Origin of the sequence: Mesorhizobium hunchu, from assembly GCF_040081975.1 — a bacterium.
In the GTDB taxonomy this organism is placed as follows: domain Bacteria; phylum Pseudomonadota; class Alphaproteobacteria; order Rhizobiales; family Rhizobiaceae; genus Mesorhizobium; species Mesorhizobium hunchu.
Genome location: NZ_JBEBMG010000001.1, coordinates 1 through 21,545 on the forward strand (window position 1 = coordinate 1; position 21,545 = coordinate 21,545).

The 21,545-nt window shown below is 64.3% G+C and carries 21 protein-coding genes and 1 tRNA gene; 12 read left to right on the forward strand and 10 right to left on the reverse strand.

The genetic code is table 11. The features are described 5' to 3' along the window. Window positions 1–390 precede the first annotated feature (390 nt). The gene (locus tag ABMA46_RS00005; protein ID WP_348997241.1) at window positions 391–1,458 is read right to left on the reverse strand and encodes a LysR substrate-binding domain-containing protein; all 1,068 of its coding nucleotides are present in this window, start codon (window positions 1,456–1,458) and stop codon (window positions 391–393) included. Here ABMA46_RS00005 and ABMA46_RS00010 point away from each other — a divergent pair. The 8 genes from ABMA46_RS00010 to ABMA46_RS00045 all read left to right on the forward strand — a co-directional run bounded on the left by ABMA46_RS00010 (window position 1,457) and on the right by ABMA46_RS00045 (window position 10,141). Beyond that, on the forward strand, window positions 1,457–2,974 hold the full coding sequence (locus tag ABMA46_RS00010; RefSeq protein WP_348997242.1) for a leucyl aminopeptidase: 1,518 nt from the start codon (window positions 1,457–1,459) through the stop codon (window positions 2,972–2,974). The two genes, ABMA46_RS00005 and ABMA46_RS00010, sit on opposite strands and share 2 nt — an antisense overlap. A 63-nt stretch (window positions 2,975–3,037) precedes the next feature. Continuing rightward, window positions 3,038–3,940, forward strand: coding sequence for a proline iminopeptidase-family hydrolase (locus tag ABMA46_RS00015; protein ID WP_348997243.1), 903 nt, complete (start codon window positions 3,038–3,040; stop codon window positions 3,938–3,940). A gap of 14 nt (window positions 3,941–3,954) precedes the next feature. Beyond that, entirely contained in the window at window positions 3,955–5,616 is a 1,662-nt protein-coding gene (locus ABMA46_RS00020) for an ABC transporter substrate-binding protein (RefSeq protein ID WP_348997244.1), read from the forward strand. 109 nt (window positions 5,617–5,725) lie between these two features. Then, the gene (locus tag ABMA46_RS00025) at window positions 5,726–6,655 is read left to right on the forward strand and encodes an ABC transporter permease (protein WP_348997245.1); all 930 of its coding nucleotides are present in this window, start codon (window positions 5,726–5,728) and stop codon (window positions 6,653–6,655) included. Further along, on the forward strand, window positions 6,655–7,626 hold the full coding sequence (locus ABMA46_RS00030) for an ABC transporter permease (protein WP_348997246.1): 972 nt from the start codon (window positions 6,655–6,657) through the stop codon (window positions 7,624–7,626). Before ABMA46_RS00025 ends, ABMA46_RS00030 begins: the two co-directional genes overlap by 1 nt. Further along, window positions 7,623–8,582 carry an ABC transporter ATP-binding protein gene (locus ABMA46_RS00035; protein ID WP_348997247.1) on the forward strand — a complete coding sequence of 320 codons (960 nt, stop codon included), beginning with the start codon at window positions 7,623–7,625 and terminating at the stop codon, window positions 8,580–8,582. The genes ABMA46_RS00030 and ABMA46_RS00035 overlap by 4 nt, the downstream gene beginning before the upstream one ends. 8 nt (window positions 8,583–8,590) lie before the next feature. Next, window positions 8,591–9,577 carry an ABC transporter ATP-binding protein gene (locus ABMA46_RS00040; RefSeq protein ID WP_348997894.1) on the forward strand — a complete coding sequence of 329 codons (987 nt, stop codon included), beginning with the start codon at window positions 8,591–8,593 and terminating at the stop codon, window positions 9,575–9,577. A 366-nt stretch (window positions 9,578–9,943) separates the two neighbouring features. Beyond that, window positions 9,944–10,141, forward strand: coding sequence for a hypothetical protein (locus ABMA46_RS00045; RefSeq protein WP_348997248.1), 198 nt, complete (start codon window positions 9,944–9,946; stop codon window positions 10,139–10,141). 313 nt (window positions 10,142–10,454) lie between these two features. On the opposite strand, the gene ABMA46_RS00050 is transcribed toward ABMA46_RS00045, so the two are convergent. Continuing rightward, a tRNA-Ala gene (locus ABMA46_RS00050) sits at window positions 10,455–10,530 on the reverse strand. A 367-nt stretch (window positions 10,531–10,897) separates the two neighbouring features. Between ABMA46_RS00050 and ABMA46_RS00055 the strand changes: the two genes are divergently transcribed. Together ABMA46_RS00055 and ABMA46_RS00060 are read left to right on the forward strand one after the other, a co-directional pair. Then, window positions 10,898–11,188, forward strand: coding sequence for a YggT family protein (locus tag ABMA46_RS00055; protein WP_348997249.1), 291 nt, complete (start codon window positions 10,898–10,900; stop codon window positions 11,186–11,188). Then, window positions 11,185–11,517 carry a DUF167 family protein gene (locus tag ABMA46_RS00060; protein ID WP_348997250.1) on the forward strand — a complete coding sequence of 111 codons (333 nt, stop codon included), beginning with the start codon at window positions 11,185–11,187 and terminating at the stop codon, window positions 11,515–11,517. Before ABMA46_RS00055 ends, ABMA46_RS00060 begins: the two co-directional genes overlap by 4 nt. A gap of 326 nt (window positions 11,518–11,843) precedes the next feature. Here ABMA46_RS00060 and ppa read toward each other — a convergent pair whose 3' ends face one another. The 5 genes from ppa to ABMA46_RS00085 form a co-directional block, all read right to left on the reverse strand. Beyond that, window positions 11,844–12,374 (reverse strand): inorganic diphosphatase, encoded by a 531-nt coding sequence (ppa, locus tag ABMA46_RS00065; RefSeq protein ID WP_348997251.1) that lies wholly within the window; start codon window positions 12,372–12,374, stop codon window positions 11,844–11,846. Window positions 12,375–12,493: 119 nt separating this feature from the next. After that, window positions 12,494–13,000 (reverse strand): GNAT family N-acetyltransferase, encoded by a 507-nt coding sequence (locus ABMA46_RS00070; RefSeq protein ID WP_348997252.1) that lies wholly within the window; start codon window positions 12,998–13,000, stop codon window positions 12,494–12,496. Between the two features lie 100 nt (window positions 13,001–13,100). Further along, window positions 13,101–13,739, reverse strand: coding sequence for a TPM domain-containing protein (locus ABMA46_RS00075; RefSeq protein ID WP_348997253.1), 639 nt, complete (start codon window positions 13,737–13,739; stop codon window positions 13,101–13,103). A 3-nt stretch (window positions 13,740–13,742) separates the two neighbouring features. Beyond that, window positions 13,743–14,549 carry a TPM domain-containing protein gene (locus ABMA46_RS00080; protein ID WP_348997895.1) on the reverse strand — a complete coding sequence of 269 codons (807 nt, stop codon included), beginning with the start codon at window positions 14,547–14,549 and terminating at the stop codon, window positions 13,743–13,745. Window positions 14,550–14,770: 221 nt separating this feature from the next. Further along, a complete protein-coding gene (locus ABMA46_RS00085) occupies window positions 14,771–15,475 on the reverse strand; it encodes a LemA family protein (protein WP_348997254.1) in 705 nt (234 codons plus the stop codon). A gap of 164 nt (window positions 15,476–15,639) precedes the next feature. On the opposite strand from ABMA46_RS00085, the gene ABMA46_RS00090 reads away from it, so the two are divergent. Beyond that, window positions 15,640–15,897 carry a hypothetical protein gene (locus ABMA46_RS00090; RefSeq protein WP_348997255.1) on the forward strand — a complete coding sequence of 86 codons (258 nt, stop codon included), beginning with the start codon at window positions 15,640–15,642 and terminating at the stop codon, window positions 15,895–15,897. A gap of 3 nt (window positions 15,898–15,900) precedes the next feature. Further along, window positions 15,901–16,785 carry a pyridoxal kinase PdxY gene (pdxY, locus tag ABMA46_RS00095; RefSeq protein ID WP_348997256.1) on the forward strand — a complete coding sequence of 295 codons (885 nt, stop codon included), beginning with the start codon at window positions 15,901–15,903 and terminating at the stop codon, window positions 16,783–16,785. Between the two features lie 107 nt (window positions 16,786–16,892). On the opposite strand, the gene ABMA46_RS00100 is transcribed toward pdxY, so the two are convergent. The 3 genes from ABMA46_RS00100 to ABMA46_RS00110 form a co-directional block, all read right to left on the reverse strand. After that, a complete protein-coding gene (locus ABMA46_RS00100; RefSeq protein WP_348997257.1) occupies window positions 16,893–17,699 on the reverse strand; it encodes an exodeoxyribonuclease III in 807 nt (268 codons plus the stop codon). 115 nt (window positions 17,700–17,814) lie between these two features. Further along, window positions 17,815–18,519, reverse strand: a complete 705-nt coding sequence (locus ABMA46_RS00105) for an outer membrane lipoprotein carrier protein LolA (RefSeq protein WP_425475665.1) — start codon at window positions 18,517–18,519, stop codon at window positions 17,815–17,817. Window positions 18,520–18,714: 195 nt separating this feature from the next. Further along, window positions 18,715–21,372 carry a DNA translocase FtsK gene (locus ABMA46_RS00110; protein ID WP_348997259.1) on the reverse strand — a complete coding sequence of 886 codons (2,658 nt, stop codon included), beginning with the start codon at window positions 21,370–21,372 and terminating at the stop codon, window positions 18,715–18,717. Between the last annotated feature and the right edge of the window lie 173 nt (window positions 21,373–21,545).

Below are 21,545 nucleotides of genomic sequence, written 5' to 3' on the forward strand. Positions count from 1 at the left end.
AGCAAGGTTATCACCCCCAGAACGGCCCGGATCGCTGGGCTTGCCGGGCAGCAAATCCCCGATCCGCCGCCATTGCTCAGGTGTCAGTTCGTACCGCTTGGGCTTCGACATCATGGGCCTCCAGATCAATCAACCTGGAAACCCATGAATCACATTCCTCAACAGAACTGAATCCTGAATGTCGATTGAACCTAGTGGTCCCCAACGCCGTCCTTGGGTGCTGTGGACAGTTCCATATCTCGACGAGAAAAACTCCCAATGATCGAAAACTAACTCGCCAAGGCGGCATCGTGCAGCGACGATCATCTGGATCATATCGTCATGGTGTCGGTACGATTTGCCGTCAAACTGAGTGAAGGACAATCGTTCGGGCGCCATTCAAATGGTACGTTAACCGAAAGCTGGGGCGACGGATTTCTTGTGTTCCTCGATCTCAGCGAAAAGCCAGTCCAGGAACTGGGTTATCTCCGGTTTGCTGCCGACGCCCGCCCGCTGGTGCAGATAGTAGCCAGCCGGATAGTCGTGATACACATTGAACGGTGCCACCAATCTGCCCTCCTGCAGCAGGTCCTGCGCCATGATGGTGTCGGCGAGCGCGATGCCGGTGCCGTTCGCCACCTCCCGCATGATCAATGTACAGTCGTGCAACACGGTACCGGCCTTGCTCATCTCGCCGATGATCCCTGCCTGTCCCAGCCACCGCTCCCACCGCCTGCTTTCGCGCTCGTGGATCAGGCAATGGTGCAGCAGATCCTGCGGCGTGCACAGCGGCTCCGGCCCGTTCAGCAGGGCCGGCGAACAGACCGGCGTCAGCATGAGGGGAAGGATCAGCTTCAGCGCCGGGCTGGTCTTCTCGTTGAATTCGTCGACTACCGCCAGATCGAAGTCGGACCGTTTGCCGGATGTGGAAATCTCCAGGTCGATCGACGGGTGCAGGCGCCGAAAGGTCGGCAGGCGGTCGGCGAGCCACAGATTCAGGAATGTCGGCTCGCACATGAAGCGGATGCGCTTGAGCCTTTTGCTGACGCCGTTCACGAGGCTTACGTCTTCGGTGGCTCGCCTGATCGCCTCGAAGGCTTCCGACAGGCTGTGTGCGTAGTAGGAGCCGGTGGCCGTCAGAGTGATCTGCCGGAAGCTGCGTTCGAACAGGTCCTGCCCGAGGCTGCGTTCGAGGAACCTGATGTGCCGGCTGACCGCCGACGGCGTCAGCCGCAGCTCTTCAGCGGCATCCTTGACGCTGCCGAGGCGGGCGGCAGCTTCAAAGGCTCGCATTCCGTTGAGTGAAGGCAGAACCATGGGCGGATCATGATCTTTCGATTGATTTTTTGTCAACTGAAAGATGTGAAATTGACGTTTGAACACCCGTCTCGCTTTTCTGAATATCGAAAGCTGACCGGATGGCTTCGGCAAGCCATCCAGTTCGGATTCTCGAGCAGCGAACAGGGTGAAGCCTTTCATGCCCCAATCTCCGGCGATTGCCTTCCAGACCGTGACCGGGATTCCCGACGGCGCGCCCGTCGTCGTGATCCTGAAGGCGGGCCGCCGGGGGTTCGGCCGACAGGCGCAGGCGCTGGATTCCAGAGCGGGCGGAACGCTGGCGCGCGCCTGCGAGGCTCCGGGCTTCTTCGGCAAGAGCGGCGAATGCCTGGACGTCGTGGCTCCCGGCGGCCTTGCGGCGCGGCGGGTCGTCGTTCTCGGGCTCGGCGATGCCGAGGCCATGACGCCGCTGTCCGTGACCCGGGCCGGCGCCGAGCTGGCCGCCTTCCTGGAAAGGAAGGGCGAGGACGCAGTGGCGATCGTCCTCGACGCCATTGAGGGGGCGGCCGTTGCGGGGGCGGAGCTTGCCGGTCGCCTGGCGCTCGGCATGCGGCTGAGACGATACCGTTTCGACCTGCGCAACAAGCGACCCGGCGCGGCGGCCGAAACCGGCTGGACCATTCATCTCGTCGGCCCGCAGAACAAGGATGCCGACGCGCATCTGACGCGCATGAACGCCGTCGCCGACGGTGTCGAACTCGCCCGCACGCTGGTTAACCTGCCCTCCAACATCCTGCATCCCGACAGCTTCGTCGATCATCTGGAGCCGCTGCGGGAGGCGGGAATCGAGATCGAGGCGCTCGACGCGGCGGAGCTGAAACGCCTGGGCATGAACGCCCTTGTGGCGGTCGGGTCCGCTTCCCAGCATCCGCCGCGGGTGGTCGTGCTGCGCTACAACGGCAAGAAAGGCGCGGACGCGCCGCTGGCGTTCGTCGGCAAGGGCGTCTGTTTCGATTCCGGCGGCCTTTGCACCAAGACCGGGCCGCAGATGTTCGAGATGAAGGCCGACATGGCGGGTGCCGCCGCCGTCGCCGGGCTGCTGCTGGCGCTGGCGCGGCAGGGCAGCGCGGTCGATGTCGTGGGCGTGCTGGGCATCGCCGAGAACCTGCCTTCCGGCAAGGCCTACAAGCCGGGCGACGTCATCACCACGATGTCGGGGCAGTCGGTGGAGGTGTTCGACACCGATTGCGAGGGCCGCATGCTGCTCGCTGATACGCTTTACTACACCGCCACCCGCTTCAAGCCTTCCGCCATGGTCGACCTGGCGACGCTCACCTATTCGGTCATGCGAGGCCTCGGCAGCGTGTTCGCCGGCCTGTTTGCCACCGACGACGCCATGGCATCCGGCATGATCGCCGCGGGCGAGGCCGTCGGCGAGCGCTTCTGGCGCATGCCGCTCGACCATGCCTATGACGAGGGGTTGCAGTCGCCGCTGGCGGACCTGCGCCAGCACGCGCGCGACCTCGAGGACGGCGACGCGCCCTATGCGGCGGCATTCCTCCGGCATTTCACGGACAACCGGCCCTGGGTGCATCTCGACATAGCCGGCAAGGAACTGACCGGCACGGACGGCCCGTTGGCGCGGCAGGGCGGCGTCGGCTTCGGGGTGCAGATGCTGGAGCAATGGGCTCATGCAGGCGGTCTGGCAAACAGATGATTTCCGGCTGGCGATTGCCGCTTGGGGCAACGGTGTATAGCGTGCGGATTGGGAGCGGAAACGGTGACTTCAATCGCGAGTAGGGAGGGGTGCGCCCGGTTTGGCGCCTACGAGACGTGGTATCGGGTTTCCGGCGACCTCGGCACGGGCAAGACGCCGATCGTCATCCTGCACGGCGGTCCCGGCGTCGCCCACAACTATGTCGATTCCTACAAGCTGCTGGCAAAGCAGGGCCGCGCCGTCATCCACTATGATCAGCTGGGCTGCGGCAACTCCACGCTGCTGCCGGACAAGGGCGCCGATTTCTGGACGCCGCAGCTTTTCATCGACGAACTCGAAAACCTTGTCGACCATCTCGGCATCAGGCCGGCCTTCCACGTGCTCGGGCAGAGTTGGGGCGGCATGCTGGGCGCCGAATATGCGGTGATCCGCCCGAAGGGCCTGAGATCCCTGACCATCGCCAATTCGCCGGCCTCGATGAAGCTGTGGGTGGAGGAGGCCAACCGCCTGCGTGCCGGTCTGCCCGCCGCCGTCCAAGACGCGCTGAACCGGCACGAGGAGGCCGGCACCACGGACGATCCGGAATACCAGCAGGCGACGATCGCCTTCTATGAGCGGCACGTCTGCCGCGTCGTGCCTTTCCCGCCCGAGGTGGAGGAAAGCTTCGCCCAGGTGGCGCGCAATCCCACCGTCTACAACACCATGAACGGGCCAAACGAATTCTTCGTCATCGGCACGTTGAAGAGCTGGAGCATCATCGACCGCCTGCCGGCGATCGATGTGCCGACCCTCATCGTCTCCGGTCGTCACGACGAGGCGACGCCGGCGACGGTGCAGCCCTACAAGGACGGCATCAAGGGGTCGCAATGGGAAATCTTCGAGAATTCCAGCCACATGCCGCATGTGGAGGAAAAGGAAAAGTGCATGCAGGTCGTGGGTGCTTTCCTCGACCGGAACGATCGTTGAAAAAGGGGAACGACATGAAGAAACTGCTTCTGGCGGCGGCTGCCGCAACCTTGCTGGCCTGCACATGGCAGGCCCCCGCGAACGCGGAATATCTGAAGGAACACCGTGGCGGCACGATGCGCATGCTGGCGCGTTCGGCGGCCGGCACGCTCGACCCGCACATCAACTACACGCTGCAATACTGGCAGATTTTTCAGCCGCTCTATGACGGCCTCGTCGCCTTCCGCAAGGCGGACGGCAAGGACGGTTTCAAGATCGTCGCCGATCTCGCCGAGGACATGCCGGCGGTGAGCGACGACGGCAAGACCTTCACCTTCAAGCTGCGCAAAGGCATCAAGTTCTCCAACGGCCAGGACGTGACAGTCAAGGACGTGGTGGCGTCGTTCCAGCGCATCTTCAAGGTGTCAGGCCCGACATCCGGCACCTTCTACGCAGGCATCGTGGGGGCCGACAAGTGCCTTGCCGACACCAAGAGCTGCACGCTTGATGGCGGCGTGGTCGGCGACGAGGCGGCAGGCACGGTCACGATCAACATCGTCAAGCCGGACGCCGAATTCATCGACAAGCTGGCCATGCCGCATGCGGTGATACTGCCGGCCGATGCGCCGACGGAGGATGTCGGTTCCAACCCGATTCCAGGCACGGGAGCCTACATGATCTCGGCCTACGACCCGAACAAGGGCATGACGATGGTGCGCAATCCGCACTTCCACGAGTGGAGCGAGGAAGCCCAACCCGACGGCTATCCCGACGTGGTGCAGTATGATTTCGGCCTGACCGAGGAGGCCGCGGTGACGGCGATCCAGAAGGGCGAGGCCGACTGGATGTACGACCAGCCGCCGACCGACCGGCTGGTGGAACTGGGCACAAAATATATGGACCAGGTTCATATCTCGCCGCTGACGGCGTGGTGGTATGCGCCGCTGAACACGCGGCTGGCGCCGTTCGACAACGAAAAGGCGCGGCAGGCCGTCGCCTACGCGGTCGATCGTAACACGCTGGTCAACCTTTTCGGCGGCAAGGTGCTGGCCTCGCCGGTGTGCCAGGTGCTGCCGCCGGATTTCCCCGGCCACGTCGACTACTGCCCGTTCACCAAGAATCCCGGCGCCAAGTGGTCCGCACCCGACCTCGACAAGGCCAAGCAACTGGTCGAGGAGTCCGGCACCAAGGGGCAGAAGGTCACCGTCATTGTCGAGGACAACGCCGTGTCGCGCTCGATCGGCGTCTACCTGCAAAGCGTGCTCAGCAGCATCGGCTACCAGGCCGACGTGAAGCCGATCTCCCCCAATATCCAGTTCACCTACATCCAGAACACTAACAACAAGGTGCAGATGTCGGTCAGCCAGTGGTACCAGGATTATCCGGCCGCCTCGAACTTCCTCAATATCCTGTTCGGCTGCGACTCCTTCCGCGAAGGTTCGGATGCCTCGGTCAACATTTCCGGCTTCTGCGACAAGGATATCGATGCCAAGATGAAGCAGGCGATGGACCTTGGCGTGACGGACCAAGAGGCCGCCAACAAGCTGTGGGCGGAAGTCGACAAGGAAGTCACCGACAAGGCACCGGCAGTGGCGTTGTTCACGCCCAAGCATGTCGATTTCGTCAGCAAGCGCCTCGGCAACTTCAAGTTCAACGCCCAGTTCTACTGGATCTTCACCCAGTCATGGGTGCAGTGACGTTGCATTGGCGGGGGACTAAGTGTCGAGCGACGTCGTAGCCGTGCCGCGCAAGACGCGGGGGCCCTGGGCCCTCGCTTTTGCAAAGCTGACGGGAAACCGAGCTTCCATGGCGGCCTTGGCCGTCTTCGGAATGGTCGTCATCGCCTGCCTCAGCGCGCCGCTTTATGCGCGCTGGGCCGGTGTCGATCCATTCGTGTCGACGCTCGACAAGATCATCACCATCGACGGACAAGACGTGCCCGTCATGGAACAGTCCACCGAAGGGCTGGGGCTCGGCTACACGCCGCTCGGTCCGACCTGGCGGCTCGGCAACTACTTCCTCGGCGCCGACAACCAGGGCCGCGACGTCATGGCCCGCCTGCTTTACGGCGGGCTCAACTCGCTCCTCATCTCCGCCGTCGCGACCGTGCTGACGCTTGTCCTCGGCACGGCGACGGGCCTGATCGCAGGCTATTTCGGCGGCGTCACCGATACGGTGCTGTCGCGCCTCCTCGACATCCTATGGGCCTTCCCGATCTATCTTCTGGCGATCTCGCTTTCCATCGTCACCATCGCGCAGGGCATTTCCATCGGGCCGATAACGATCGAATCCGGTAGCCTGTGGCTGCCCATCATCATCATCGGCATCGTCTACGTGCCCTATGTGGCGAGGCCCATACGCGGGCAGGTGCTGTCGCTGCGCAACAGTGAGTTCGTGCTTGCCGCCATCAATCTGGGAGTACCCGGACCGCGCATCCTGTGGCGCGACATCCTGCCGAACATCACCACCACGCTCATCGTATTCGTGCCACTGATGATGGCGCTCAACATGCTGACGGAGTCGGCTCTTTCGTTCCTGTCGATCGGCGTCCAGCCGCCCGATGCGAGCTGGGGCACCATCATCCAGGATGGCCAGGCGCTGCTTTATACGCGCCCGCTTGTGGCGCTGGCACCGGGCATAGCCATCGCCGTTTCGGTCATGGCGCTCAACGTCTTCGGCGACGGCCTGCGCGATGCACTCGATCCACGCTCCAAGGTCGAACTGGGTCGCGACTGATGATCTATCCGATCCTGCGCCGCCTCGCTCAGATGCTGTTCGTGATGTTCGGCATTTCAGTGATCGTCTTCCTGATCTTCTTCGCCACGCCCGGCGCCGACCCCGCCGCGCGCATCGCCGGCCGCAACGCCTCGCCCGAGGTGCTGGAGGCGGTGCGCCATTCCTTCGGCTTCGACCGACCTCTCTATGTGCAGTATGGGCTGATGATGGAGAAGATCTTCGTCACCGGCGACCTGACTTCCTTCGTCAACCGCGGCTGGAAGGTGGTTCCGGCGGTGCTGGACTCCATCCCCGTCACGCTGTCCCTGGTGTTCGGCGCGGCGGTGCTGTGGGTGGTGTTTTCCATCCTCATCGGCGTCGTCGCAGCGGCCACGCGCAACAGTTGGCTGGACAAGCTCCTGATGGCGCTCGGCCTGCTCGGCATCTCCATGCCGGTCTATTGGGTGGGCGAAGTGATGAACCTGTTCAGCCAGAGCCGCTACCACGACACATGGCTGTTCTCCTGGGTGCCACCGCTCGGTTACGTGAATTTCTCCGACGATCCCAAGCGCTGGTTCCTCACCCTGGTCATTCCCTGGATCACGCTGTCCATCCTCTATATCGGCATTTACGGGCGCGTGCTCAGGGCGGCGATCATCGAATCCATGCAGGAGGATTATATCCGCACCGCCCGCGCCAAGGGCCTGTCGGAAACCCGCATCCTGCTGCGCCATGCGCTGCGCACCTCGCTGATCGCCTTCGTCACCCTGTTCGGACTGGATTTCGGCGCGCTGGTGGGTGGCTCTGCCCTGCTGACCGAAGTCGTCTTCGGCCTGCAGGGGATCGGCAAGCTGACCTATGACGCGCTGCAGAGCCTCGACCTGCCGATGATCATGGCGACCGTCATGTACGCATCGATGTTCGTGGTCATCGCCAACGCAGTGGTCGACTTCGTCTATATTCTCCTCGATCCGCGCGTGAAGACCTCATGATACTTTCCGTGCGTGACCTGAAAGTATCCTTCCGCACCGATGACGGCATCGTGCGCGCCATCGACGGCGTCTCCTTCGAGCTCGCCGAGGGCGAAATCCTCGGCGTGGTCGGCGAATCCGGCTCCGGCAAGACCGTGTCGCTGCTGGCGGTCATGGGCCTGATCACCGATCCCAACGTGGTGATCGAGGGCTCGATCCGCTACAAGGGCCGCGAACTGGTCGGCTTGCCGGCTAGCGAGCTCCGCCGGCTGCGCGGCAACGAGATCGCCATGATCTTCCAGGACCCGATGACGGCGCTGACGCCGGTCTATACGATCGGCTGGCAGATCGCCGAGCAAATCCGCGCGCATCAGCGCATCAGCAAGGCCGCGGCCATGAAGCGCGTCGAGGAGTTGCTGGCGGAGGTCAATTTCCCCAATCCGCACGAGGCGATGTCGCGCTATCCGCACCAGCTCTCGGGTGGCATGCGCCAGCGTGCGGTGATCGCCATGGCGCTTTCATGCAACCCGGCGCTGTTGGTCGCGGACGAACCCACCACCGCCCTCGACGTGACCGTGCAGGCCGGCATCCTGGACCTGGTGCGCAAGCTCAGGGCAACCCACAATTCGGCGGTCGTCTTCATCACCCACGACATGGGCGTAGTGTCCGAGCTCGCCGATAGGGTGATGGTCATGTACGCCGGACGTATCATCGAGCGCGGCAGCCGGCACGATCTTTTCGCCGATTCCCTGCATCCCTATACGTGTGCGCTGCTCGGCTCCATTCCGCCTCTGACGGGTGACAAGCCCCGCCGCCTGCCGGCCATTCCCGGCTCGCCGCCGTCGCTGCTGAGGCTGCCGAAGGGATGCGCCTTCGCGCCGCGCTGCCCGGCGCGCTACGAGCCCTGCGACCTCGGCAAGCCGGTCCTTGGCGACGGCAACCACGCTGCCGCCTGTTTCCGGGCGGCACAATCATGAGCGCGCGCATGCAAGGCACGGACCGACCCATCCTCGAGGCGCGCACGCTCGGCAAGCGCTTTTCCATCGGCACCCGCTTTTCCTCCGAAGGCCGTCGGGTCGTGCATGCCGTCGACAATGTGTCGCTTACCGTGCAGCGCGGCGAGACCCTCGGGCTGGTAGGAGAGTCGGGCTGCGGCAAGTCGACCCTCGCACGCTGCCTGGTGAGACTCTACGACATCACCGAAGGTCAGCTCCTGTTCGAGGGCGAGGACATCACCGGAAAATCGCTGGCCGGGCTGAGGCCGTTCCGCCGCCGCCTGCAGATGGTTTTCCAGGATCCGTCCGCATCGCTCAACCCGCGCCGTCGCGTCGGCGACCTGGTGGCCGAGCCGCTCAGGGTGCATGACAAGCTCGACACCAAAGCGATCCGCGAGCGCGTTGTCGAACTGTTCGATCTGGTCGGGCTGCTGCCGGACCATGTGATGCGCTATCCGCACGAGTTTTCCGGCGGCCAGCGTCAGCGCGTCGGCATCGCACGCGCCATCGCGCTCAATCCCGATCTCGTCGTGCTGGACGAGCCCGTCTCTGCGCTGGACGTGTCGGTGCAGGCGCAGATCGTCAACCTGCTTGCCGATCTTCAGGAAAAGCTGAAGCTGACCTACGTCTTCATCGCCCACGACCTGTCGGTGGTTCGCCAGGTCTCGAACCGCATCGCGGTGATGTATCTCGGCTCGATCGTCGAAGAAGGGCCATCCGAAGAGGTGTTTTCTGCGCCGGCGCATCCCTACAGCCAGGCGCTGATCTCGGCCGTCCCCGTGGTGGAGACGACGCCCGGCCGGCGCCGCAAGCGTATCATCCTGTCGGGCGACGTGCCGAGCCCGCTCAACCCGCCCGCCGGTTGCCGGTTCCATCCGCGCTGCCCGGTTGCGCAGGAACGCTGTACCAAGGAGCGCCCGATCCTTATGGAACACGGGGTTGGTCGGAAAGTCGCCTGCCACTTTCCAACGATATGACAGGTCCGTCGGCCGATCGGCCACGATCCACCGAAGAAGAACCCGGTCGAGCCAATACTTTCGATGGATGCCGCCGTCTCGCGACAGCTCCGACCGCTTGATACTGACGCCGCAACTCATTCTCGAAGAGCGTCAGAACAGGGCTTCGGCATCCGATGCCGGCCTTTACCCAGCCAGCACCTTGAATAGCAGGAATGGGCCAATCTGACCAACTGGCAGCCCCATTCGGTTCGTGGCTTCCTGTCTGCGGCGGTGCGGAAGAAGCTGATCAACTCACCCTATACCCAACCGGAACCCGACCCCTCGCTGGTCGACTTGATCGCCAGGGCTCACATTTATCTGAACAGGCTGACCGGACTATCGGCGATGAACACGAGCAGCATAGCAGAAGCCTTCAATGTCGATCGCGCCGATGTTGGGCGCATCCTGCCGCTCGCCTTCCTCAGTCCGAAGATGCTAAACGCCATCCTTACCGGCAGTCAGCCTGCCTCACTCACGCCTCGTCATCTTGCCCGGATCGAGCTGCCTATCGGCTGGGTCGATCAAGATTCCGTTCTCCAGTAAATAGTTCTCGGCACACGAGAAATCGCCGTTTCGCGGCAAGCGGCGAGTCGATGCTCGCCTGCTCACCGCTCTCCTGGTCGATCCGAGGCTCAGTTTACATCGAGACACCATCGCCGTGATGCAAGAGCATCATCTTTTCCAATATGAGGGCACGCGAAATTGGCAATAGAGACGGAGCGCTGAAAATCGGCAGAAAGCAGCCTGAAGGTGCGTCTCTATACCCGCAAACGATGGCCGCATACTCGATAACCCGCGGAAAATGCGCAGCTATTTCAATCGCAAACCGTGGCTGGGTGTTTGTCTATCCGCCGGATGGTGGAGCTGAGGGGGATCGAACCCCTGACCTCGTCATTGCGAACGACGCGCTCTCCCAGCTGAGCTACAGCCCCGTTCGGCGGATGGCGCATTTATGGGGTGGCGCCCCTCACTGTCAAGCGGGCTTGGGTCCTGTTTCAGGGGTGATCGCATGTGGCGTTGCCCGCTGCCCGCCAGGAGGACGGGGTTTTGCGGCAAAGCCACAATACGTTGGCGTTGGAGACTGGTGACATCGGCCTCTCCTCCCTTGTGGGGAGGGATCAACGGTGGGGATACTCGACGGTCAATTCCATATGCAATCGCCCCAGGCTCTGTTCTCCGATCCCGGCCGGGCGCAAAAACGCCCAGCAGAGGGTCAGCGGTCCGCACCCTGCTTCTGTGCCGGCGCACTTGCCGCAGCCAACGGCAATGGCTACATGTCGGCGACACTCGGAGACATGCATGATAGCGCTCATCAGCACCATCGACCTGGCCCTCAGCCTCTACTGGTGGGTGATCATAGGCTCGGCGGTGTTTTCGTGGCTCTACGCCTTTAATGTCGTCAACCCCCGCAACGAATTCGTCGGTACGATCGGCAATATGCTTTTCCGGCTGACCGAGCCGGCGCTGCGACCGATCCGCCGCTTCATGCCGGACCTCGGCGGCATCGACATCTCGCCGGTGATCCTGCTGCTGATCATCTACTTCGTGCGCCAGTTGCTGTGGACGACGGTCGCGCCGCTGCTGGCGTGAACGCCGAAGCGACTGGCCCGCTGCGCCCCTGCAAGGGCGGCATCGAGGTTTTCGTCAGGCTGACGCCCCGGTCTTCGGGCGATACGCTCGACGGCGTCGCAACGACCGGCGACGGCCGTTCCCACATCAGGGCACGGGTGCGTGCTGTGCCCGAAAAAGGCGCTGCCAACGCTGCGCTGGAGAAGCTCCTGGCCAGATCGCTCGGCGTGCCGGTTTCCAGCGTCACCGTCATTTCCGGCACGTCCTCGCGGCTCAAGACCGTCAGGATCACAGGCGATCCCACAGCCCTCGCGGAGGCGGTGCTGGCCGGCCGGGACGGATGCGCCTGAAACGACAGCGAAAGGCGGAGGCAGGCCGAAGGCTTGGCGGATGGGGTAACCTCGACCTCGCCGACCACCGAGGCGGCTTTGCAAAGCCACGCTCTTCGTCATCCTCGGGCAAGCCCGAGCGCAGCGAATGGCGCGACCCGGGGATCCATGCCTGACCAATAGGACGGCGAGCGCGGTGCAGAATGAAGCATTTTCCGCTTCGCCTCATGCAGCCAATAAGATACCGGCATGGATCCTCGGGTCAGGCCCGAGGATGACGAAAGTGCGGGGCCTCCGCTACAATTTTATCCTGTAAGATCGACAGGTCGAAACCTCTCGAACGTGGCTTACTTGCCCTTGGCGCGCTCGATCGCCTCGACGATCATCCTGCGGGCGTAGTCGGCGTCGTGCCATCCGCCGATCTTGACCCACTTGCCGGGCTCCAGATCCTTGTAGTGCTCGAAGAAGTGCGCCACCTGGTCGAGCGTGATCTGCGGCAGGTCGGTGTAGTTGACGACCTTTTCGTAGCGCTTGGTCAGCTTCGGGCTCGGCACCGCGATGATCTTCTCGTCGACGCCGGCATTGTCCTCCATGAGAAGCACGCCGATCGGCCGCACGTTGACCACGCAACCGGGCACCAGTTCACGTGTATTGCAGATCAGCACGTCGATCGGATCGCCGTCGCCCGACAGCGTATGCGGCACGAAACCGTAATTACCGGGATAGCGCATGGACGTGTGCAGGAAACGGTCGACGAACAGGGCGCCGGCTTCCTTGTCCATCTCATACTTGATCGGCTCGCCGCCGATCGGCACTTCGATGATGACGTTGACGTCTTCCGGCGGGTTGTTTCCGATCGCGATCGCGTCGATGCGCATGATGATAGCCTCTCCAGTCCTGAGGAAGCCGAAAAGGCTCCCGTTTCGAGGCACTCGATAAAGGCTGCCGCAGCCGGAGGCAATATGGAGGACAGGGTGCTAAGGACGCAGGTCCGGGATCACTCCCAGACGAAAGCCACCTTCTTCAGCGCCTTTTGATCGAAGATCTCGATGCCCTCGGCGATGTCGCGGCCGCCCGCCCCGGCATAGAAGGCGACGGCGTTGGCGTTGTCTTCCAGCGCCCACACAACGACCCCCTTCAGGCCATGATCGGCAAGCTTCTGCTTGGCCGCCGAAAGCAGGCGGCTGCCCAGACCGATGCCCTGATATTCGGGCCTGAGATAAAGCTCGTAGATTTCGCCCTGCTGGCGCAGTTCCTTGGCCCGGTTCCTGCCGATGGTGGCATAGCCGGCGATCATGCCGCCGATCTCGACCACCAGCACCGTGGCGGCACGGCGGATCGCGTTCGCCCACCACTCGGCGCCGCGCCGATTGATCATCGAGGTGAGCGCCTTGTGGGGAATGATGCCGCTATAGGCGCCCCTCCAGGCTTCGAGATGCACGTCGGCGATCTGGTCCGCATCGCACGGCTCGGCTCTCCGAATATCGATCGTCAGCGTATTCATGATTTGTTAACCATAAACACGCGCGAAGCGATTTCAAGAATGAAGAGCGGGCCGAGGCCGATTTCTCACAATGCCGAGGACACGGACGCGAAAAGCCGGCTCAGATTTCGACCAGATGATCGTCCAGTTCGTTCGGGTTGCCGGGCGATTTCGGAAAATGCTCGGCCAGGACGGCGCCCACCGCCGACACGGCCTGCACGAAGCCGTCCGCCAGCCGGTTCTGCGAGGCATGCGCGGTGAGGTCGCGCACGACGCCGTCCCACACATGCTGGCCGACCTTCTCGTCGATACCGGTATCGGCCACCACCTCGGCATAACGCTCTGCCAGCGACACGAAGATCAGGACGCCGGTCCGCGCCGCCGTGAGATGGACGTTGCGGGCGAGGAACTGTTTCATGGCGTTGGCGTGCGCCGCCTGGTAGCGCAGGCGGCGCGGCACCAGATGGATGCGCAGCGCCGGCACGAACCACAACAGCGCGTAGATGCACGCCGCTGCCAGCACCTGCGCCGCGACGAAATGAGGCAGCCGCACGGCCAGCCAGAACTGTTCCAGCCCGAAGGCCGCGACGAGGCTGGCGATGAACATGGCGATCGTGGCCGTGAAGGCGGCAGGATAGAAATACCCCTCGCTGCTATGTGCGACGACGCAGTAGATTTCGCCGTCCGTGGCCGTCTCGGCTTCCTGGATGGCGGCCGTGACGCGGGCATGCTCCTGCGGCGTGATGGAATGGGTCCGCATGGCCTACCACCCTCCCGAAGAGCCGCCGCCACCGGACGATCCGCCGCCGCCGGAGAAGCCGCCGCCACCGGATGACCAGCCACCGCCGCCCGACGACCAGCCGCCACCGCCCGAAGTCCAGCCGCCGCGCGAGGACGACGAGCGTCGGCGCTGGTCGAACGTCATGCCGAGCCAGCGATAGCGGCCGGGGCCAATCTTGGTACCGAACATCGGCGGCAGGATCGCCATGGCGAAGCCGCCGAAGAAGATGGTGGCCCAGATGGCGATGAAGATGAAAAAGACGATCTGGTCCGGATCGATGGGGCTTTCGCGGTGATTGCGTGCGCCGCGCGCCTCCAGCTCTTCAGGATTGCCTTCCAGCACTATGATCATGTCGTCGACGGCCTTGGAAATGCCGCCCGAGAAATCGCCGGCGCGGAAAGCCGGCACCATGTCGTTCTCGATGATGAGCTTCGTGTGCAGGTCGGTCAGCGTGCCTTCCAGCCCGTAGCCGACCTCGATGCGCATCTTGCGGTCGTTCTTGGCGACGAGCAGCAGGACGCCGTTGTTCTCGCCGGCCTGCCCCAGCCCCCAGGCCCGGAACAGCCGGTTCGCGTAGGGTTCGATCGCCTCGCCGTCGAGGCTGGGGATGGTGGCGACGACGATCTGGTCAGACCCTTTCTTCTCGAAATCGGCCAGCTTCTCAGTCAGCGCCGCCTTGGTGGCGGGGTCGATCATGCCGGCGTCGTCGACGACACGGCCGGTGAGTTGCGGCAGATCGGCGGCGAAAGCGGGGACGATCAGGAAGAGGGCAAGAAGAAGCGCAATTATCCCTCCCCCCCGAGGGGAGGGTGGCCGCGCAGCGGTCGGGAGGGGTCGCTGCGGCAGCGCACGACGTTCCTTCTTGCGTCGGCTCAACGGAGGTGACCCCTCCCGCCTCGCGCAGCCTGTCCTCGGAATTGCCGAAGGCAATATCCGGGGGCTCGGCACCCTCTCCTCAAGGGGGAGGGATTGTGGCGCACCGATCCTTGCAAACATCGCCAAGCGCGACTTTAGCCGCCCTGCCCGCTGCCAGTGGTCCCGCTGCCCGTGGTGCCGCCACCGGTGTTCGCGCCGCCAGTCGTGCCGCCGCCGGCGCCGAAGTCCACCTTCGGCACTTCCATCTTATCCTCGGCCACCGAGAAATTCTGGAACGGCTGGTTGTTGCGGAACCAGAAGGTCGCCCACAGCACGGACGGGAAGGTCCTGAGCGTCAGGTTGTAGTCCCTGACCGCCTGGATGTAATCCCGCCGCGCCACCGCGATGCGGTTCTCCGTGCCTTCGAGCTGCGCCTGCAGCGCCAGGAAATTCTGGTTCGCCTTCAGGTCCGGATAGTTCTCGGTGATCGCCAGCAGCCTCGAGAGCGCCCCCGTGAGGCCGGACTGGGCTTCCTGGAACTTCTTGAAGGCCTCGGGGTCCGACAGCGTCTCCGGCGTCACGGTCACCTGGGTCGCCTTCGAGCGCGCCTCGACCACCGCCTGCAGCGTGTCCTTTTCGTGCGCGGCGTAGCCTTTCACCGTCTCGACGAGATTCGGGATCAGGTCGGCACGGCGCTGGTACTGGTTCAGCACCTCGCTCCAGGCCGCCTTGGCGTTCTCTTCCGCCGTCGGGATGGTGTTGTAGCCGCAACCGGCGAGCAACGGCAGGAAAAAGGCCATAACCAGGAAAGCGGCGACGCCGCGGATGGAAGGCAACGACGAAAGACGCTGGGCAATCATGGAATGTCCCTCTTGCAATTGTCCGTGCGAGCAATAGCACAAACAGCGCCCAAGAAAATGGCGGGCATTGTGACATCGGTGCGGGAGCGGTTAAATCAGCAGGCCGGTGGATTCAAGGCGCCTGCCGGATCGGGCGCGCCGGCCGAAGGCGAACGGAGAGGCTCATGACGTCAAGGCGGGACGAGGAGCGCGAGCGCGAATCGCGGCGCATCCTCGACAGGATGAGGCAGGAAGGCGAATCCGGCGGCGTCTCGTTCCTGGCGCGCACGGCGCAGAGCGTGCACGATCACGTCACGGCCGCCGACGCCGACCGATCCGACCGGATCGAATATTGGGGAACCCGTATCGGCCGCACCATCGGCCTGCTCGCGGTCGTCATCGTCCTGGCCTGGTTCCTCTCCTATCTTCAAACCCGCGGCTGACCGATGTCCGAGACAGCTTCCCACGGACGGCGCGCCGTCATCGTCGTCTCCAGCCATGTCGCCCGCGGCGCCGTCGGCAATCGCGCCGCCGTCTTTGCACTGGAGACGCTGGGATTTCCGGTCTGGGCCGTTCCGACGGTGATCCTGCCCTGGCATCCCGGCCACAGCCGCGCCACCCGCATCGTCCCGCCGGCGGACCAGTTCGCGGCCCTGCTCGCCGACCTCGAGCGCGCGCCCTGGCTGGACGAGGTGGACGCCGTCCTCTCGGGCTACCTCGGCGACGCCGCGCAGGCCGAAGCGGTGGCGTCGCTGGTGACGGCCGTCAAGGCGCGCAAGCCCGATGCGCTGTTCGTCTGCGATCCGGTCATGGGCGATTCGGGCGGCCTCTACGTGCCGGAAGCGACCGCGATCGCGCTGCGCGACGTGCTCATACCGCTTGCCGACATCGCCACCCCCAATCGCTACGAGCTCGAATGGATGACCGGCGTGGCGCTGCCGGATCTGGACTCGACCATCGCGGCGGCGCTCGATCTAGGTCCGCCCGCCATGCTGGTAACGTCCGCGCCGGCCACCATGGCGGAAGGCACCGGCAACCTGCTGCTCGATGCGCACCACGCCCTGCTGGCCGAACACCACCGGATCGACCGGCCGCCAAACGGGCTCGGCGACCTGACCGCGGCGATCTATCTGGCCCGCGTCCTGTCCGGCCACCCCCCGGCCAAGGCGCTGCAATCGACGACGGCGGCGGTCTATGAGATCCTCGCCCGCACCGCCAGGCGCGGCGGCGATGAGTTGCAACTGGAAACTGATTCGCAGAGCCTGTCGCACCCGATGGCGATGGTGCATCTGCGCCATCTCCTGCATCCGGGCCAGAACAGGCGCGCCTGACGGGCGACAAAGCCATCGTACAGGGCTTGCCCCCAGCCCTTCCCCAAGGGGAGGGCCAACGGTGGGGTTGGGTAGCTTCGAACGAAGTTTCCGAGGGTGGCCAGCCCTCACTCCAGGTCGAAACGCGCGATTACCGGCACGTGGTCCGACGGCCTGTCCCAGCCGCGCGCGTCGCGCAGGATGTCGTAGCCTGCGAACCGCGGCACCAGATTGGACGACGACCAGACGTGGTCGAGCCGCCGCCCCCGGTCAGCGGCTTCCCAGTCCCGCGCGCGGTAACTCCACCATGTGTAGAGCTTCTGCTCATGGGGGATGTTGAGACGCATCAGGTCGACCCATCCGGCCGCCTCGCGCATCGCCTCGAAGCTCGACGTCTCGACCGGCGTGTGGCTGACGACCTTCAGCAACTGCTTGTGCGACCACACGTCATGCTCGAGCGGCGCGATGTTGAGGTCGCCCACGAGAACCGAAGCGGACGCGTGATCGGTGTCGGCGCGGACGGCGTTCATCTCGGCGACGAAATCAAGCTTGTGCCGGAATTTGCGGTTGATGACCGGATCGGGCTCGTCGCCGCCGGCCGGGACATAGAAATTGTGCAGCAGGACGGACGTGTCGCCGGCCGTAAAGCGCACCGAAAGATGCCGGCTGTCCTCGATCTCGCAGAAGCGCCGGCGCTCGATCGCCTCGATCGGCCGGCGCGCGATCGTGGCGACGCCGTGATAGCCCTTCTGCCCGTGCACGGCGATGTGCCCGTAGCCGAGCCGGCGGAAGGCATCGAACGGAAACAGGTCGTCCGGACACTTGGTTTCCTGCAGGCACAGCACGTCCGGCGCCTGTTCGACGAGCAGGCGCTCGACGATCGGCATTCGCAGGCGAACGGAGTTGATGTTCCAGGTGGCGATGGTCAGGGGCATGGGACGGCAGGCAAAGCTTGAAGACGCCGGAACCTGCCAGCCGCGCTCCTCAAAGACAAGCGCTCATTGCCGATCGATCGCCTGGAGCATAATGGCCGGAGCCGATAGATCGGCTCTATCGGCTCGACTTCTTCTCGTTCCACTCGCGGTTGCGCGTGTAGTCGATCTTGAACAGGTCGTCGGACAGAGCGACGCCCTGCTTGGTGTTGAAGATCATCACCGTGGTGTCCTTGCCCTGCGCGTCGGTGATGGTCCACTGCCGCAGTTCATAGGACTTGGGATCGAACATCATCGTGATGCGGGCGTTGCCGAACACCGACTTGTCGGAAAGCTGGATGGTCGTGAGGTCGTCTTCCTGCTTGATGTTCGTCACCTTGCCGCCCGACAGGTCGATCCGGTCGGAGAGCAGCAGCTTGAGCGGCGTCTTCGACAGCGGATAAAGATCGGACGTTCGCATCTTCTGGTTCAGGATGACGACCGAATTGCCGTCGGAGACGACGCGGAAATTGGACGAGCCATCATAGTTGAAGCGAATCTTGCCGGGGCGCTCCAGGAAGAATTTGCCGCCGGTCTGCTCGCCGCGCGGGCCGAACTGCACGAACTCTCCGGTCATTGTCTTGACGCTCGAGAAATGGTCGGCGATGCGCTGCGCTGCGTCGGGGGCGGATGCCTGCGCGGAGGCGAGAAGGCTGAAGCCCGGCACGACGTTGAGCGCCGCTGCTCCGGCGACCGCAAGGCCGAATCCGAGCACCTGACGGCGGGTCGCCGAAAAGACGCCGATGCGGGCTGGGACAGTATTCTTCATGCCGGTCTCTCTCATTTGCGATCGCAACAGGGTGTGGTCCGCCAATTGGACCTAAGTTTGACGGAACGTCCTTTCAACACCGCCGCCGCCCGCAGGTTCCGAAACCCTGAAGCGCTTTGCGATCTTTCAGATTCGCTTCCTACGCTTCAGGCCCTTTTTTTTCAGCATGTCTTTATTCCGAAACCGGTGCCCGCTTTCGGGAGACATGCTTTAGAACTTGTCGTCCTCCGTCGGGACGAGAATCTCGCGCTTGCCGGCGTGGTTGGCGGGGCCGACGACGCCTTCCTGCTCCATCCGCTCGATGATCGAGGCGGCCTTGTTGTAGCCGATGCCGAGCCGCCGCTGGATGTAGCTGGTCGATGCCTTGCCGTCGCGCAGCACCACCGCCACCGCCTGGTCGTAGGGATCTTCCGAATCCTCGAAATTACCGCCGCCGGACCCGCCCTTGGCCGGGGAATCGTCGTCCTCGTCCTCGTCGTCCTCGGTGATGGCGTCGAGATATTCGGGCACGCCCTGGGTTTTGAGGTGGCTGACGACCTTCTCGACCTCGTCGTCGGAGACGAACGGGCCGTGTACGCGCTGGATACGGCCGCCGCCGGCCATGTAGAGCATGTCGCCCATGCCGAGAAGCTGCTCGGCGCCCTGCTCGCCCAGGATGGTGCGCGAATCGATCTTCGACGTCACCTGGAAGGAGATGCGGGTCGGGAAGTTCGCCTTGATCGTGCCGGTGATGACGTCGACGGATGGGCGCTGCGTGGCCATGATGACATGGATGCCGGCCGCACGCGCCATCTGGGCGAGGCGCTGCACCGCGCCCTCGATGTCCTTGCCGGCCACCATCATCAGGTCGGCCATCTCATCGATGATGACGACGATGTAGGGCATCGGCTCGAGATCCATCTCCTCGGTCTCGTAGATCGCCTCGCCGGTCTGGCGGTCGAAGCCGGTCTGCACCGTGCGCTGGATCGGCTCGCCCTTCTTGGCCGCCTGCGCGACGCGCTGGTTGAAGCCATCAATGTTGCGCACGCCGACCTTGGACATCTTGCGGTAGCGGTCCTCCATCTCCCGCACGGTCCATTTCAGCGCGACGACCGCCTTCTTCGGATCGGTCACGACCGGCGTGAGCAGATGCGGGATGCCGTCATAGACCGACAGTTCCAGCATCTTCGGGTCGATCATGATGAGGCGGCACTCCTCCGGCTTCAGCCGGTAGAGCAGCGACAGGATCATCGTGTTGATGGCGACAGACTTGCCCGAGCCGGTGGTGCCGGCCACCAGCACGTGCGGCATCTTGGCGATGTCGACGATGACGGCCTCGCCGTTGATCGTCTTGCCGAGCGCCAGCGCGAGCTTTGCCTTGGTCTCCTCGAAGTCACGACTGGCGAGGATCTCGCGCAGGTAGACGGTCTCGCGACGTGCGTTCGGCAGTTCGATGCCGATGGCGTTGCGACCGGGCACGACAGCGACGCGGCATGCGATGGCGCTCATCGAGCGGGCGATGTCGTCGGCCAGGCCGATGACGCGGCTCGACTTGATGCCGGGGGCCGGCTCCAACTCGTAGAGCGTAACCACGGGACCGGGCCGCACATGGATGATCTCGCCCTTGACGCCGAAATCCTCCAGCACGCCTTCCAACAGGCGGGCATTCTGCTCGAGCGCTTCCTGCGACAGGCTGGGATCGCGCGCGACGTTCTTCGGTTCCGATAGGAAATGCAGCGTCGGCATCTCGAAATGGCCGGAGCCGATCAGCGATGTCTGCGCCTCGCGCTGGACGCGCGCGCCCTGCTGCGGGCGCGGTGCCGGCGCATCGACGCGCGTGGCGGCGTCGGAGCGGAACTGGCGCACCTCCGTGCCGGGACCAGATTGGCGACGCTCGACCGGCTCGGGCCTGTAACCGGCGTCGTCATCCTCCTCGAAGATATCCTGGTCGTCGGGATCGAGCGAGGGCGCGTGCTCATGCGTCAGCGAGGCGAAGAATTCGGGCTCGACCCGCGCACGCCCGCCGTCGCTGAGATAGGCCTCGGCGCGCTCGGCCGATTCCACGCGCTCGGCGGCCATGCGCCAGGCGCTGGTCTGCGGCTCCGCCGGCAGGTCGAACGCGTCGCGGTCGCGCCGTTTCGCTTCGGCGCGCCTGTGCATCCAGGCACGGAAGGACAGCCACCAATGGGTGATCGCGCCGAGCGCCAGGATGCCCTCATTGTCGTCGTCATCTTCGTCCGGCTCGAACAGGATGGCATCCTCATCGACCGGTTCGGGCCGGGCAGGCGCTTCTTCGGCGACCGCGAAGCCGTTGCGGCGCGAGATCAGCGCGCAACCGTAGACGAAGAGCCAGAGCGCCGGCACGGCGAGCAACACCGCGATGGCCGTGGCGAGCAGGCCCTTCGGATACCCGCCGACGAACAGGCCGGGAACCTGCAGCACCATGTCGCCGAACACGCCGCCGAGACCCGAGGGCAGCGGCCATGTCGGCGGCGGCGTGACGCAGCCTGCGATCGCGGCGGCAAGCAGGGCGAAGCCGAACCAGGCAAGACCGCGCTTCGGCAGCTTGTCGACGCCGCGCGCGGAAAACAGCAGCCAGCCCCAGGCGACCGCAGGCACCAGCGCCGCGACCGCCGAGAGGCCGAAGAACTGCATGGCGAGATCGGAGAAGACCGCGCCTGCATAGCCCATGGCGTTGGTGACGATATTGTCGGTCGCGTGGGAGAAACTCGGATCCGCGACGTTCCAGGTCGCAAGGCTCGCGACCCCGAAGGCGACAGCCGCAAAAAGCGCCAGCCCCGACAGGCGTCCCGCCTGCCGCCGCGCGAACATCCTGATGCCCTGACCCGTATCGCCCAGCGCGAGCGGCGCCGATGCCCCTGAACGCATTCTCTACCCCGTCTGCCTTAGCCTGAACCGGATGCGCGCATCGCGGTCGGATTCGGCCGCCAGACTATTGCCGGGAAGGTTAAGGGGGCATTAACCATGGAGATTTCGCGGGCCTTATCGTCCAGAGCCGCGGACCTGAAAGCCGCTTCCCAGGCTTCCGATCTTGACCAATC